This is a genomic window from Nonomuraea sp. NPDC050733 (genome assembly GCF_040654215.1).
Lineage (GTDB): Bacteria > Actinomycetota > Actinomycetes > Streptosporangiales > Streptosporangiaceae > Nonomuraea.
This window is the reverse complement of sequence record NZ_JBFAHO010000060.1, coordinates 17,343-32,170: the sequence shown is the minus strand read 5'-3', so window position 1 is coordinate 32,170 and position 14,828 is coordinate 17,343. Positions and strand designations below refer to the sequence as shown.

The window sequence follows — 14,828 nt, the reverse complement described above, 5'->3', positions numbered from 1 at the left end:
TACAATAATATATATTTTTTTTTTTTTTTGGTCGCCCCCCCCCCCCCGCCCCCCGGGGCGGCCGGGGGGGGGGGGGGGGGGGGGGGGGGCCCCCCCCCCCCCCCCCCTGGGGCGTAGCCCCTGGTAGGGCGTCCGAGCGGAGCGAGGGCCATGCCTTCGGGGTCGAAGGGGCGGAGCCCCTGGGGGGCGCTGTCCGAGACGAGAGCGCGAAGCGCCCCCTGGAGCGAGGGCCTTGCTTTGAGGGCCCCCGTCAGTGAGGGCCCTGCCCTTCAGAGCCAGCCGTTGCGGCGGAAGCCGCGGTGGAGGAGGACGCAGGCGGTGATCATGATGGCCAGGACCGCCGGGTAGCCCCACACCTGCTTGGTCTCGGGCATGAAGTCGAAGTTCATGCCGTAGATGCCGGCGATCATCGTGGGGACGGCCAGGATGGCGACCCAGGAGGAGATCTTGCGCATGTCCTCGTTGGCGAGGGCGTTCGAGCGGGCCAGGGCGGCCTGGAGGATGGAGCTGCACAGCTCGTTCGAGGACTCGACCTGCTCGCAGACGCGGGACAGGTGGTCGCCGACGTCGCGGAAGTACTCGCGCATCTCCGAGGGGATGACGCGCCGCTGGGGCAGTGCCGCCAGCGGGTGCTGCAGCGGCGTGACCGCGCGCTTGAGCTCCAGCATCTCCCGCTTGAGCTGGTAGATGCGGTTGATGTCGCGGGAGCTGACGTCGGCGAAGACCGTGGCCTCGACCTCCTCCAGCTCCATCTGCATGAGGTCGGCCACCTGGAGGTAGCGGTCGACGACGTGGTCGGAGATGGCGTGCAGCACGCCGGCCGGGCCGCGGGTGATGAGCTCGGGGCGCTCTTCGAGGCGCTCGCGCACCTCGGCGAGGGGGCAGTGCTCGCCGTGCCGGACGGTCACCACGAAGTCGGCGCCCAGGAACACCATGATCTCGCCCGTCGCGATGATCTCGCTGGTGGCGGTCAGCTCGTCGTGGTCGAGGTACGCGATCGTCTTGAGCACCATGAACAGGGAGTCGCCGTAGCGCTCGACCTTGGGACGCTGGTGGGCCTTGACGGCGTCCTCGACGGCCAGCGGGTGCAGTCCGAACACCCCGGCCAGCCACTCGACCTCGGGCGCCTCCGGCTCGTGCAGGCCGACCCAGAGGAAGGCGCTGGGCTTGGCGGCGCCGGCGTTGTGCTCGCGGACGAGGCGCAGCGACTCGGGGATGCCGATGGCCCCGGTCTTCTTGCCGTCGATGTAGGCCCCGTACTCGACGATGGAATCGGGCACGCGGACCTCAGGCAGCAGCTTGGAGAGCTGGCGCTGGGGGTGCGGCTGAACCGGGTGACGGTTGATGCGACGGAAAAGCGTGGACGAGCGCATGGCAGTCCCTTTCCGCCCGACCTGGCACGCTCCACGCGCGACGAAAAGTCACCTCAATCAACACAAATGCGTGGAGGCACGATCAGGCTGCCGGATTGGAGTGGTCGGGGGCATTGACGGTGTACGTGAACGAGCACGTACTGCTGGGATCACCAGGATTCATCCCGGACCACCTCCAATCACACGAGACGCACATAGCCGCCCTAAGCTACCACAGGCGGCGAGAACCAAACCGACGATACCCGCGTGGCGGTCCCGCCATCAGGCGGAAGTCCGTCAAGGCTCGATCCGGCATCCCATGCCGCCGGTGCCGGGCGGGCGGGTCCATGTGGATGCGGGGCGGACGCCGGTAGCTGCGAGAATGGGCGCGTGCGCGTTCTAGTCATCGGATCCGGCGGGCGTGAGCACGCCCTGTGCCGCTCACTCAAACTCGACCCCCAGGTCACCGACCTCCACTGCGCTCCGGGCAATCCGGGCATCGAGGAGGTCGCCACCCTGCACGCCGTCACCCCCACCGACCCGGAGCAGGTGGCCGCCCTGGCCACCCGGCTCGGCGCCGACCTCGTGGTCGTGGGTCCCGAGGCTCCGCTCGTGGCCGGGGTGGGCGACGCCGTGCGCGCCGCCGGGATCCCGTGCTTCGGGCCGTCCGGGGAAGCCGCGATGATCGAGGGCTCCAAGTCGTTCGCCAAGGACGTCATGGCCGCCGCCGGCGTTCCCACGGCGCGGGCCCGTACGTGCTCGACGCCCGAGGAGGCGGCCGCGGCGCTCGACGAGTTCGGGGCGCCGTACGTGGTCAAGGACGACGGGCTGGCCGCCGGCAAGGGCGTGGTCGTGACGGGCGACCGCGACCAGGCGCTGGAGCACGCGCGGGCCTGCGAGCGGGTGGTGGTCGAGGAGTTCCTCGACGGGCCCGAGGTGTCGCTGTTCGCGCTGTGCGACGGCACGACCGCGGTGGCGTTGCAGCCCGCCCAGGACTTCAAGCGCGCCTACGACGGCGACCAGGGCCCCAACACCGGCGGCATGGGCGCCTACACGCCGTTGCCCTGGGCGCCCGAGGGGCTGACCGAGCAGGTGATGCGCGAGGTCGTCCACCCGACGATCGGCGAGCTGGCCCGGCGCGGCCTGCCGTACCAGGGCGTGCTGTACGTCGGCCTGGCGCTGACCGCCAAGGGCCCGAAGGTCGTGGAGTTCAACGCGCGCTTCGGCGACCCGGAGGCGCAGGTGCTGCTCGACCGGTTGGAGACGCCGCTCGGCGCGCTGCTGCTGGCCTGCGCGACCGGCACGCTGGCCGAGCACGCCCCGCCTGCCTTCCGTGAGGGGTCCGCGGTGACCGTGGTGGTCGCGGCCGAGGGCTACCCGGAGTCGCCGGTCAAGGGCGACCCGATCAAGGGGCTGGAGCCCACGGACGGCGCGTACGTGATCCACGCGGGCACCCGGCGGGTGGACGGCGAGGTGGTATCCGACGGCGGTCGCGTGCTCAGCGTCGTCGGCACCGGTCCCGACCAGCGCACCGCGCGGCGCAACGCCTACGACCTGGTGGCCCGCATCGAGCTGCGCGGCTCCTTCCACCGCAGCGACATCGCCCGCACGGGCGCGGAGGACGTGTGATGAGGCATCTGCACTCCGGCAAGGTCCGCGACCTGTACGAGGCGCCCGACGGGCTGCTCCTCATGGTCGCCTCGGACCGGATCTCGGCCTTCGACTATGTGCTGGAGCCCGGCATCCCGGACAAGGGCGCCGTGCTCACGCAGCTCTCCCTGTGGTGGTTCGAGCAGCTCACGGACGTGGTCCCCAACCACATCGCGGGGCCGGGCCCCGACGCGCGCAGCGTGCTGTGCCGGCCGCTGCGGATGGTCCCGATCGAGTGCGTGGCCCGCGGCTACCTCGCGGGCGGCGGCCTGGCCGAGTACCGGCGCGACGGGACGGTGTCGGGCGTGCCGCTGCCCGAGGGCCTGGAGGACGGCTCGCGGCTGCCCGAGCCGATCTTCACTCCGTCGACCAAGGCCCCGATGGGCGAGCACGACGAGCCGATCTCGTACGAGCAGGTCGTCGAGCAGGTGGGCGAGGAGACGGCGGCGGAGCTGCGCCGCATCACGCTGGCCGTCTACACGCGCGGCGCGGAGATCGCGCGGGAGCGCGGCATCATCCTGGCCGACACCAAGATCGAGCTGGGCTGGGACTCCGACGGCGTGCTGACGCTCGGGGACGAGGTGCTCACCCCCGACTCGTCGCGGTTCTGGCCGGCCGACGGATGGACGCCCGGGCGTGCGCAGCCGTCATTCGATAAGCAATTTGTCCGCGATTGGCTAATGTCGCCCGAATCAGGATGGGACAAATCCTCGGGTAACCCGCCGCCGCCTCTTCCGGACAAGGTGGTCGAGCAGACGAGGCAGCGCTACCTGGAGGCGTACGAACGCATCACAGGCAGTTCCTTTAACGGGTGATTCGGCTGGGGCACGTGGTGCGAGCGGCTACTGTTGGCCCGATCCCCCGCCCCCACCGATGACTTCCGAGGAGCCGCCGGAAATGGTCCGTTACCGCGTGCGCGGTGGCAACGCCCTGCGTGGAACCGCCTTCATCCAGGGCGCGAAGAACGCCGTGCTGCCCATGATCGGCGCCGCTCTTCTCGTGCCGCAGGGCCGCACGGTCCTGCGCAACGTGCCGATCATCGAGGACGTGCGCCGGGCCGTCGAGCTGGCCGAGGCCGTGGGCGCCCACGTGGAGCTGCACGAGGCGGAGCGGACGCTGGTCATCGACGCCTCCAGGCTCGACAAGGCCGTGCTGCCGGCCCGGATCGCCCGGCGGTTCCGCGGCTCCGTGCTGTTCACGCCCGCGCTGCTGCACCGGCTGGGCGAGGCGATCGTCGAGGGCGTCGGCGGCTGCAACCTGGGCAGCCGCAACCTCGACTTCCACTACCTCGGCTACAAGCGCCTCGGGGCGGTCGTGGACGAGGGCGAGACCGTCATCCACGTGAAGGCGTCGGGCCTGACGGGCGCCACCCTCTACCTCGACACGCCCTCCCACACCGGCACCGAGAACCTCCTCATGGCCGCCGCCCTGGCCAAGGGCACCACCGTGATCGAGAACGCCGCGCTGGAGCCCGAGGTCCTCGACGTCATCGACATGCTGACCAAGATGGGCGCCCGCATCAGCGGCGGCGGCACCGGCTTCATCACCGTCGAGGGCGTCGAGGAGCTGCACGCCGTCGAGCACACCGTGATGCCCGACCGGCTCGACGCGGGCGTGTTCGCGATGGCCGCGGCCATCACCGGCGGCGAGCTGAACCTCGTCGGCACCGGCCTCGACCTGGGCGTGGTCCGCTACAAGCTGGAGCAGATGGGGGTCGACTTCGCCCGGCAGGGCGCGGTGCTCAACGTGCGCTGCGACCGGCCGCTGCGCCCGATCAACATCATCACCGACACCTACCCCGGCTTCGCCACCGACCTCCAGTCGCCCATGATGACGGTCGCGGCGCTGGCCGACGGCACCAGCTACATCCACGAGCGCATCTTCGACGGCCGCTTCGCGCTGGCCGGCGAGCTGAACAAGATGGGCGCCGACGTGGAGGTCGACGGCAGCCGGGCGATCGTGCGGGGGGCGACCCCGCTGACGGGCGCGCGGGTGACCGCTCACGACCTTCGCTCCGGCATCGCGCTGGTGCTCGCGGGACTGGCGGCCGAGGGCGAGACCCTCATCGAGTCGGGATACCTCATCGACCGCGGCCACGCGCATCTCGCCGACCGAATGCGGGCTCTCGGAGCGGACATTACACGAGAGATTTCTGAAGGTTGAAAATGGCCGGGAAATCCTCTCTGAGCTGCTAGAACTTCTTCCCATGCGGCCAAGCTGAACCACTTTCCGGAAAAGTCGGGCGTGACATTACGGCCCCCGCGAGCGATCGTTCCAAAAGAGAGCACTGCAACTTACGGCAGGATGGGACGAACATTGGTCGAGAGGGCCGAAGAAACAACTCGAGTGTCGCGCCCGGGCGCCATGACACCGGACCTCACCATTGGCGTGGTCGGGCCCCACGATCTGGTCGAGCGCGTCATGTTGATGGGGCACGCCGCCGCGCCTCTGCCCTGTCGCCTCGTGGCCGCCGCGTACCGCGATGAGCAGGAGGCGCCCGACAAGGTGACACGGCTCGGTCCCGGCGTGGACGCGTGCCTGTTCGCCAGCCCGGTCCCCTATGACCTGGCCAGGCGTTCAGGCGTGCTGACGATGCCGGCGACGTACGTGCAGCTCGGCGGCGCGGCCCTGGTGGCGGCGCTGGCGAAGGCGGCACTGGATCCGCGCATCGAGCCACAGCGGGTGAGCATCGACGTGGTGTCACGTGCGGACGTGGAGGAGGCGTACACCGACCTCGGCATACCCGCGTCCGACGTGCACAGCCGCGACGAGCCGGGAGCGACCGGCACGATCGCGGCCTACCACGAGCGCCTGAACCGGCAGGGAGCCACGACGGGGGCGCTGACGTGTCTGCCGGCGGTGGCCGACCGCCTGCAGACGGCGGGCGTGCCCGCCATCAGGATCAGGCCCACGTCGGCGGCCGTGCGCAGCGCGCTGCACACGGCGGCGCTGCTCGGCGCCCACCACCGGCTGGAGGAGTCACAGCTCACGGTGGTGCTGGTGGAGGTGCCGACGCTGCGCGAGCCCGTACGCCGGGCCGCGCCGCGTTACTGGCGCGACGAGCTGCGGCTGTCCCTGCACCGGTTACTGGTGCAGGAGGCGAACCGCATCAACGCCACGGTGTGGCCGATCGACGATCACAGCTACCTGGTCACGGCGACCCGGGGCTCGATCACGGCGGCCACCGACGGGTTCAGGGTGCTGCCGTTCGCCGCCAGGATCCGCGACGAGCTGGGGCTGGCCGTCGAGGTGGGGGTCGGCATGGGCCGCACCGCGCACGACGCGGAGGCGCACGCGCGGGCCGCGCTGGCCCGCACCCAGGCGGGCAAGCAGGCCCAGGGATTCGCGGTGGACAGGGAGGGCCGAGCGCTGATCCCGGCTCCGCGGATGCCGCCCACGGGCGCCGGGACGCTCAAGCCGAAGGGCGTCGAGGTGCTGGCCCGCCTGGCGGCCAAGCTTGAGGGCGGGGACACGGTCGTGGACGCGGAGGGCGCCGGCAAGATGCTGGGCGTCACGCCGCGTACGGCTCGGCGGTTGCTGCGCACGCTGGTTGACGAGGGACTCGCGTGGCCGCTTCCGCCGAACCGCACGCCGCAGCCGGGGCGTCCGCGGCAGCTCTACCGGCTCATCGTGGAGAAGCTCGGCCCACGCTGACCCGCGCGCCGGGCACCACGCCGACCGAGCACCGCGCCGACCGAGCACCGGGCCCGCCGTCCTTCCAGGGCGGCGGGCCCGCCGCGTCTCCCCACCCATCCGTTACGGCAAAGCCACCCTGCCCCCACCCACCGCACAGGGCTGAGGGCCTCCAGGGAGACGCCCTCTGACCGGGTGGTGGCGGGTCGCCGTCACGACGTCCCGTGGGCCGTGGCCTCCGAAGAACGAGACCGGCATAACCGGACTTTGCCCCCCAATGGGATTTCTCTGGATTTTTGGGGCCTTGGTGGCAAGGTTCTTGGTTGACCGTTGCGGATCGGGGTATGTTCACGGACGCCCCCGATCGACGGGATTCGGACGGGGGCGCCAACATTTCCTGGTCCCGCCGGTCAGGGCCTTCCTGGTCAGCACGCGCAGGCGATGCCCGTGACCGGGGCCGTGAGGGCGTCCACGGGGCGCCGGGCGACCCCTGAGGCGGTCTCCACCGGGAAGCCCTCCCTCGCCCAGTACTCGAAGCCGCCGATCATCTCCTTGACCGGGTGGCCGAGCTTGGCGATCTCCAGCGCGGCCCGTGTCGCGCCGTTGCACCCGGGCCCCCAGCAGTAGGTCACGACCGTGGCGCCCGCGGGGATCACCTCCGCGGCCCGCGCGGCGATCTCCGCGGTGGGCAGGTGGACGGCGCCCTGGACGTGGCCCTGGTCCCAGCTCTCCCGGCTGCGGGAGTCGACGACGACGATGCCGGGCACGGCGGCGGCCAGGTCGGCGGCCACGTCCGAGACGTCGGTCTCGAAGGCGAGGCGGCCGGCGAAGTGGGCGAGCGCCGCGGCGTTGGCGGCGGGCGGTACGGCGGTGACGGCGGACATGGTGCCTGGGCTCCCATCGTCGGTGCGGATGCGCGGAGCCGGTTCCCGGCCGGGGGTCCGGCTCCAGCGGAATCCTCGCAACGGCCGGGTGTCCCGCGACAGTGGCGGACAGGTCCGCGACCGATGAGATCCCGCCAATTGGTTGTCCGATATCTGCGGGTTCTCTGTCGGTGTCGGCCGCTATCGTCATGACCTATGAACGAGAACACACCTGACCGCCGGGCTCCTCTCCTCATCTGGGGCGCGCTCGGCATCGTCTACGTGGTGTGGGGCTCGACCTACCTCGGCATCGCCGTGGCCGTCGAGTCCATCCCGCCCATGCTCAGCGGCGCGATGCGGTTCCTCGTCGCCGCGGTGCTCCTCGGCGGGATCGTCCTGGCCAGGTCGGGGACCGGGGCGTTCCGGATGACCCGGCGGGAGTTCCTCGGCGCGGCCGGTGTCGGGCTGCTGCTGCTCACGCTGGGCAACGGCATGCTGGCCGTCTCCGAGCAGTACATCAGCAGCGGCCTGGCCGCGCTGCTCGTGGCGTCGGTGCCGCTGTGGCTGGTCGTGTTCAGGTTCGTGGTGCGGGACCGGCCGAAGACGCTGACGCTCGCCGGCGTCCTGGTGGGGTTCGCCGGGGTGGCGGCGCTGTCGCTCACCGGCGGCCAGGCGGGCAGCACGACCGGGATCGTGATCGTCCTGGTGGCCTCGCTGTCGTGGTCGGTGGGATCGTTCCTGTCGAGCCGCATCGCGATGCCGGCCAACGCCTTCGCCACGAGCGCCGTCGAGATGCTGGCGGGCGGCGCCGGGCTCCTGCTGCTCGGCGTCGGGACGGGCGAGCGGCTGGACGTCTCGGCGGTCACCGGGAGGTCATGGGTGGCGCTGGTCTACCTGGTGCTGGTGGGGTCGCTGGTCGGCTTCACGGCGTTCTCGTGGCTGCTCGGCAACGCGCCCATCTCGCTCGTGGCGACCTACGCGTACGTGAACCCGGTGGTGGCCGTGGTGCTGGGCGCCCTCGTGCTGAGCGAGCAGGTGACGGTCCAGATCATCGCGGGCGGCCTGGTGATCCTGGTCGGGGTCGCGCTGGTCATCTCGACCGAACGCAAGGGCCGCCGGACGGAGCACGAGGACACCCCGCCGCGCGAGGACGCCGTACGGGACGCCCGGCGGCCCGCCGAGGCCCCGCACGACTGACGGGTCCGGACAGCGGACGACCCCGGCCGGAGAGGGGTCAGAGCCGGGTGTGGAAGGCCGCCGCCGCCTTCAGGAAGGCGTCGTTGGCCTCCGGGTCGCCGATCGAGACCCGGGCCCCCTCGCCCCCGAACGGCCGCACGGCGACGCCCTCCACCGCGCACGCGGCGGCGAAGTCGCGCGTGTGCTCGCCCAGCCGCAGCCAGACGAAGTTGGCCTCCGTGGGCGGCACGGTCCAGCCCTGGGCGATAAGGGCCTCCCGGACCCGGGTGCGCTCCTTGACCACCCGGTCCACCCGCTCCAGCAGCTCGTCCTCCGCCCGCAGGGAGGCGACCGCCGCGACCTGCGCCAGGTGGTTGACCGCGAACGGCACCATCGTCTTGCGCACCGCGTCGGCGACCGGCTCGTGCCCGATCAGGTAGCCGACCCGCAGCCCCGCCAGGCCGTACGCCTTGGAGAACGTGCGCAGCACGCAGACGTTGGGCCGGTCGCGGTAGAGGGTCAGGCCGTCGGGGACGTCCTCGTCGCGGACGTACTCGCGGTAGGCCTCGTCGAGCACCACCAGCACGTCATCGGGCACCCGGTCGAGGAACGCCGCCAGCTGGGCGCGGCGGATCGCGGTGCCGGTCGGGTTGTTGGGGTTGCAGACGAACACCATGCGGGTCCGGTCGGTGACGGCCTCCGCCATGGCGTCGAGGTCGTGGTCCTCGCCGGCCAGCGGCACCCGTACGGAGGTGGCGCCGGACAGGTCGGCCAGCAGGGGGTACGCCTCGAAGGAGCGCCAGGCGTAGACCACCTCGGCGCCCGGCTCGCCCACGGTCTCGAAGAGCTGCTGCGCCACGGTGACGGACCCCGCGCCGAGCGCCACGTGCCCCGTGGGGACGTCGTACCGCTCCGCGATGGCCTCGGTGAGGGCGACGGCGGCCGGGTCGGGGTAGCGGTGGACCTGGCGCGCCCCGGCGGCGATGGCCTCGACCACGGACGGCAGCGGGTCGTAGGGCGACTCGTTGGAGGACAGCTTGTACGACCGTCCGTCGGCGGTGGCCACGGCCTTGCCCGGCCGGTAGGGCGGCATGGTGTCGAGAATGGGGCGGAAACGAGGCATGCCCTCACTCTAACGACGTCCGTTCCTACTCCTTCAGGGAGCGCAGCATGGGCGGATGGAGCAGCTCGGCGGGGCCGCGCCGGTAGAGCTTGGCGGGGCGGCCGCCGTCACGCGTCGTCGTCGCGCCCGACTCCACGAGGAAGCCCTCGGCCTTGGTCACCTTGCGGTGGAAGTTGCGCGGGTCGAGGGTCCGCCCCCAGACGATCTCGTACACCCGACGCAGGTCGGCCACGGTGAACTCCGGCGGGCAGAAGGCCGCGCCGAGCGAGGTGTACTCCAGCTTGGCGCGGGCCCGCTCGATGCCGTCGAGCATGATGCGCCGGTGGTCGAAGGCCATCACGGTCAGCTCGGTGGCCGGCCGCCAGCTCATGTGGGCCTTCTCCGAGGCCGGCAGGTCGGGGGCCAGGCCGAGGTAGGCGACGCTGACGACGCGCTGGCGCGGGTCGCGGTCGGGGTAGCCGTAGGTCTGGAGCTGCTCCAGGTGGACGGGCGCGCCCGGCAGGCCGGCCCGTTCGTCCAGGATGCGCTGGGCCGCGGCCGGCAGGTCCTCGTCGAGCTGGACGAACCCGCCCGGCAGGGACCAGCGGCGCAGGAACGGCGGGTTGTCGCGCCGCCACACCAGGGCGCACAGCGCCTGGCAGCGCACGGTCAGCACGACCAGGTCGACGCTGACCGGGACGCTCGGGACCATGGCCTGCACGTTACACGCCCCCGCCCGGCCGCGTGACGGCATGACGCGGAGGGGCGGGCGTCACGAGGTGATGCGGACGTGCAGGCGTTCGCTGGTCTCCTGGCCTGACGGCAGCTTGACCCCGACCTTCACCCACGCGCCCGGCGGCACCTGCGCCCAGTCGAACGGCACCCATGCCGTCTGCATGCCCTCGGGCAGCTCCTCCAGCGGGTCGTCGTCCAGCCAGCCGACGGCGGCCACGTCCAGGTCCCGGGCTCCGCTCTCCCACTCCACGGTGACGGTGCCGCCCTTGAGGTTGTAGCCGCGCACCTCGATGCCGTCCTGGACGTCGCGCCCGCGCCGGATGGCGTCGACGGCGATCGGCCGGGCCCAGTCCTTCATGACCTCGCTCTCCAGGGACGGCGAGCCGCAGGTCATGAAGTCGCTCCACATGTACGAGACGATCTTCTGGACGTACCGGCCGGCCATGGTGACAGCCTGGTCCAGCCGCTTCTTGTCGGTCTTGCCGCGCGAGCCCTGCGCCGCGCACGGCTCCTCGCCGGAGGGCTCGAACGCCTCGACGTTGGCCCACAGGTCCACGTCCCGGCCGCCCTTGACCAGCTCCTCGCGGACGAGCGCCATCTCGCGGTAGTAGTCGCGGGTGGAGCCGTGGTACGCAGTGCCGTACGTGCTCTCGCCGACGGCGGGCCGCAGCCGCTCGTCGACCTCCTGCTCGCGCTCGTCCGGCCAGAACAGGCCGACCTTGCCGGTGCCGCGGCTGTCCTGCGGCGCGATGATGCCGACGCCCGTCAGGGCCAGCGCCTTGAAGGCCGCGGCCACCTGCTTGGGCGTCTGGCCGAAGGGGACCCGCTTGCGCGCGTCCAGGTACGGGCTGATGAGGATGGGCTTGCCGGGCAGCTCCTGCTGGACGATGTCGTGCTGGCCGGCGTACACCTGCAGGGTGGGGTTGGTGGTGAGGGTGGCGGCCATCTGCACCTCGAACGGCTGGTAGACGCCGCCGAGCGAGTCGCGACCGGCGAACCGGACGCCGTAGTCCTGCAGGATGCGGCGGGTCAGCGTGGTCAGCGTGGGGATGTGGTCCGGGTTGGCCCTCGTCTGGTTGTCCCGCTGGCGCGGCGCCAGCGGGAGCGCGGGGAAGATGCGGATGCCGAACTGGTCGCCGAGGTCCAGCAGCGTGGTCAGGCTGTCCTTGACCTCGCCGTCGCCCTTCCTGGTCGAGCCGGCGACGATGATCAGGTCGTACGGCCGGGGCTTGGTGAAGTCGCAGGTGGCGTCGTCGGAGCCGTCCATGGGGGCCAGCAGGCGGTAGTAGACGCGCTTGGCCGTCATGATCCGGTGCTCCACCGTGGCGCAGCGGAACAGGCCGTCGCCGAACGCCTCGTCGGTCCGGTAGACGTAGGTGCGGGCCACCCGGTTGCCCGCGCCGGCCTTCCTCAGGTCGCGCGCGGCCGCGTCGTGGCAGGACAGCCCGTCCTCCTCGCAGTCCCTGTAGAGGGGGTCGAGCTCGCCGTCCTTGTCGAGGACGCGGCCCTCGTCGTCCACCGTGCGGTACTGCAGGCCGTACCCGATCCTGATGACCGTGTCGCCGCCCACGTTGTGGATCTCCTGGAGCTGCTTGCGCCAGGTGCACGGGTTGGCGGTGGGCGTCACCCAGTAGCCGGTGACCGCGTACGGGGCCTTCTCGCCGGTGTCGAACGTGCCGCAGGAGTCGTTGACCGCGCTGACCTGCGGCGTCGGGAAGCTGGCTGAGGGCGTTGGCGCGGTCTGCCGGCTGACGGGCCTGGACGGCTGATCCGACGGGAGGACGATGACCACGGCCGCGACGGCCGCCAGAATCGCCGCGCCCACGAGCACGAAGAGCCAGCGCACGTTCAGGAACCTACCGCCCTCGGGATATGCCGGATGTCAGCCGCTAGCGCAGGCCCGCGGCCCAGGCTTCGAGCTGGGCGACGAATCGCTTGGCCGAGTTGGGCCAGTGGTGGTTGGACCGGGCCGCCGCGTAGCCGCGCGCGCCCTGCGCCCGCCGCTCCCTGACGTCGTCCCGGAGGGTGAGGACCGCCTGCGCCACGGCCTTGGGGTCCTCCCAGGGCACCACGACGCCGCTCTCGTACCGCTCGACCAGCTCGACGGCGCGGGGCGAGGGCGTGGTGATGACGGGGATGCCGTGGGCCATGTACTCCATGATCTTGGTGGGCATGGAGTGCCGGTAGTTGGGCTCGTCGTGCAGCAGCGACAGGCCCGCCAGGGCGCCGTCGAGCCGCTTGAGCGCCTCGTCGTTCGGCATGAAGTCGCGCCACTCCAGCAGGCCCTCGGTGACGGCCTGGTTGAGCAGCGGGCGGCTCTGCGGGTCGGCGTAGCCGATCAGCTCGACGGCCACCCGGTACGGCTGGAGCAGCCGCGCCACCTCGATGGCCTCCATGACGCCGCGCGCCCTGGACAGCCAGCCGAGGTAGACGACCCGGTCGTCGCCCGGCGGCGTGACCGAGTCGGGCACCCACGTCTCGTTGGGCACGATGAGGTGGGCGTGCTTGAACCTGCCGGCGTAGGCGGTCTCGGCCAGCAGCAGGTGCATCCGGCGCTCGGCCATGCTCTCCAGCATGCGGGCGAGGAAGCGGGCCGGCGGGCGCAGCATCGACGGCAGCCACGGCTTGAGCGACAGCGTCGCCGGGGTGTCCTCGTGCACGTCCCACACCACGGGCGGGCTGTTGCGCACCCCCCAGACCGCGAACAGCAGCTCGGGGTCGTGGATGAGCACGAGGTCGACCTTGTCGCGCATCCGCTTGAACAGCCTGCGGGCCGCCCAGACGGCCGCGACGCGCTTGCGCTGCGCGGCCCGGGGCAGGTCCACGCCGTTGACCCAGGGCCGGGGCACGATGCCGTGCGCCGTGAAGGACGCCGCATACGTGACCTCATGACCGGCGTCCACGAGGGCGCGGACCTGCCGATGCAGGATCCGCGCGTCCTCGGGGTTATGCACCACCGTCATGACGAGCACGTGCACAGCGCGCAACCCTCCGTCGCTACAGCCGCTCGACGCGTTCACCCTCGGCGAGCACGCCGCGGGTGTCGAGAACGAGCCTGGCCTTCGCCTCGACCATGTCGAGGTCGAACGCGGCGTGCTGCTGGAGCAGCAGCGTCACGTCGGCGCCGACCACGGCCTCGGCCAGATCCTCTTCGCGCGGCACGGGTGTGCCGTCGACCGACCATTCCTTGACATACGGGTCCACGAACGAGAGATCGGCGCCCAGTTCCAGCAGCGCGCGGGCCACGGGGAGGGCAGGGGTCTCGCGTTCGTCGGCGATGTCCGGTTTGTAGGTGACGCCGAGCATAACCACTTTGGCGCCGTTCACGGGCTTCTTATGCCGGTTCAGCAGTCGCTGTACTCGTGCGACCACGTACGACGGCATCCGCTCGTTGATCTCCTGCGCCAGCTCGACGAACCGGAACGGGTACCCGAGCTTGCGCACGGTGTACGACAGGTACGACGGGTCGACGGGGATGCAGTGGCCGCCCACGCCGGGCCCGGGCAGGAACTTCTGGAAGCCGAACGGCTTGGTGGCCGCGGCCTCGATCGACTCCCACAGGTCGATGCCCAGCTCGTCGCAGAAGATCGCCATCTCGTTGACGAGGGCGATGTTGACGTGCCGGTAGGTGTTCTCCAGCAGCTTGGCCATCTCGGCCTCGCGGGTGCCGCTGACCGGCACGACCTGCTCGATGAAGCGGCCGTAGAAGGAGGTCGCCCGGTCGCGGCAGGTGGGCGTGTAGCCGCCGACGACCTTCGGGGTGTTGCGCAGGCCGAACTTGGGGTTGCCCGGGTCGATGCGCTCGGGCGAGAACGCCAGGTGGAAGTCCTCGCCGGCGACCAGGCCGGAGGTCTCCAGCAGCGGGCGGGCCACCTCGTCGGTGGTGCCCGGCCAGGTGGTGGACTCCAGGACGACCAGCGTGCCCTTGCTCAGGTTGCGCGCGACGGTTTTGGTGGCGCCCTCGACCGCGGACAGGTCGGGACGGTGGTCCTCGTCCAGCGGAGTCGGCACACAGATGACGATCGTGTTGCTCCTGGCCAGGACGGACTCGTCGAGCGTGGCGCTGAAGCCGTTGGCCAGCATGTGCTCGAGGTCGGCGTCGGACAGGTCGTCGATGTAGGACCGTCCGGCGTTGAGCGCGTCGACCTTGGCGGGGTCGACGTCGACGCCGACGACCTTCAGTCCGGCGGCCACCGCCTCCTTGGCGAGCGGCATGCCGACGTACCCCAGGCCGATGACAGACAAGTCTATTTCTGTCACAGCGGTGCCTTGGAAAGACGGAAACAACACTTCATGGTCGCAAAGGTTATCTCAAGT

Annotated in this window: 12 protein-coding genes; 5 read left to right on the top strand and 7 right to left on the bottom strand. The window is 71.3% G+C overall.

Annotated elements, in window-relative coordinates:
- Nucleotides 1-269 precede the first annotated feature (269 nt).
- Entirely contained in the window at nucleotides 270-1,373 is a 1,104-nt protein-coding gene (gene corA / locus AB0H64_RS42445; protein WP_357636934.1) for a magnesium/cobalt transporter CorA, read from the bottom strand.
- A gap of 369 nt (nucleotides 1,374-1,742) precedes the next feature.
- On the opposite strand from corA, the gene purD reads away from it, so the two are divergent.
- The 4 genes from purD to AB0H64_RS42425 all read left to right on the top strand — a co-directional run bounded on the left by purD (nucleotide 1,743) and on the right by AB0H64_RS42425 (nucleotide 6,656).
- Nucleotides 1,743-2,981, top strand: coding sequence for a phosphoribosylamine--glycine ligase (gene purD, locus AB0H64_RS42440; RefSeq protein WP_357636931.1), 1,239 nt, complete (start codon nucleotides 1,743-1,745; stop codon nucleotides 2,979-2,981).
- On the top strand, nucleotides 2,981-3,817 hold the full coding sequence (locus AB0H64_RS42435; RefSeq protein ID WP_357636928.1) for a phosphoribosylaminoimidazolesuccinocarboxamide synthase: 837 nt from the start codon (nucleotides 2,981-2,983) through the stop codon (nucleotides 3,815-3,817). The genes purD and AB0H64_RS42435 overlap by 1 nt, the downstream gene beginning before the upstream one ends.
- Nucleotides 3,818-3,899: 82 nt before the next feature.
- On the top strand, nucleotides 3,900-5,165 hold the full coding sequence (murA, locus tag AB0H64_RS42430; RefSeq protein WP_357636925.1) for a UDP-N-acetylglucosamine 1-carboxyvinyltransferase: 1,266 nt from the start codon (nucleotides 3,900-3,902) through the stop codon (nucleotides 5,163-5,165).
- A 201-nt stretch (nucleotides 5,166-5,366) separates the two neighbouring features.
- A complete protein-coding gene (locus AB0H64_RS42425) occupies nucleotides 5,367-6,656 on the top strand; it encodes a GTP cyclohydrolase IIa (RefSeq protein WP_357636923.1) in 1,290 nt (429 codons plus the stop codon).
- Between the two features lie 404 nt (nucleotides 6,657-7,060).
- On the opposite strand, the gene AB0H64_RS42420 is transcribed toward AB0H64_RS42425, so the two are convergent.
- The gene (locus AB0H64_RS42420) at nucleotides 7,061-7,519 is read right to left on the bottom strand and encodes a rhodanese-like domain-containing protein (protein ID WP_357636921.1); all 459 of its coding nucleotides are present in this window, start codon (nucleotides 7,517-7,519) and stop codon (nucleotides 7,061-7,063) included.
- Nucleotides 7,520-7,714: 195 nt separating this feature from the next.
- Here AB0H64_RS42420 and AB0H64_RS42415 point away from each other — a divergent pair, with 195 nt between their 5' ends.
- Nucleotides 7,715-8,695, top strand: coding sequence for an EamA family transporter (locus tag AB0H64_RS42415; protein WP_357636919.1), 981 nt, complete (start codon nucleotides 7,715-7,717; stop codon nucleotides 8,693-8,695).
- 37 nt (nucleotides 8,696-8,732) lie between these two features.
- On the opposite strand, the gene hisC is transcribed toward AB0H64_RS42415, so the two are convergent.
- Genes hisC through AB0H64_RS42390 form a run of 5 tightly spaced genes read right to left on the bottom strand, consistent with a single transcriptional unit; the run spans nucleotide 8,733 to nucleotide 14,762 of the window.
- Nucleotides 8,733-9,797, bottom strand: coding sequence for a histidinol-phosphate transaminase (gene hisC, locus AB0H64_RS42410; RefSeq protein ID WP_357636917.1), 1,065 nt, complete (start codon nucleotides 9,795-9,797; stop codon nucleotides 8,733-8,735).
- Nucleotides 9,798-9,822: 25 nt separating this feature from the next.
- On the bottom strand, nucleotides 9,823-10,488 hold the full coding sequence (locus AB0H64_RS42405; protein ID WP_357636914.1) for an NUDIX domain-containing protein: 666 nt from the start codon (nucleotides 10,486-10,488) through the stop codon (nucleotides 9,823-9,825).
- Between the two features lie 60 nt (nucleotides 10,489-10,548).
- Nucleotides 10,549-12,357 (bottom strand): DUF4434 domain-containing protein, encoded by a 1,809-nt coding sequence (locus AB0H64_RS42400; protein ID WP_357636912.1) that lies wholly within the window; start codon nucleotides 12,355-12,357, stop codon nucleotides 10,549-10,551.
- A 43-nt stretch (nucleotides 12,358-12,400) separates the two neighbouring features.
- Complete coding sequence (locus tag AB0H64_RS42395) at nucleotides 12,401-13,489, bottom strand: glycosyltransferase (RefSeq protein WP_357636939.1); 1,089 nt, start codon at nucleotides 13,487-13,489, stop codon at nucleotides 12,401-12,403.
- A 19-nt stretch (nucleotides 13,490-13,508) separates the two neighbouring features.
- Nucleotides 13,509-14,762 (bottom strand): nucleotide sugar dehydrogenase, encoded by a 1,254-nt coding sequence (locus AB0H64_RS42390; RefSeq protein WP_357636937.1) that lies wholly within the window; start codon nucleotides 14,760-14,762, stop codon nucleotides 13,509-13,511.
- Nucleotides 14,763-14,828: the final 66 nt, after the last annotated feature.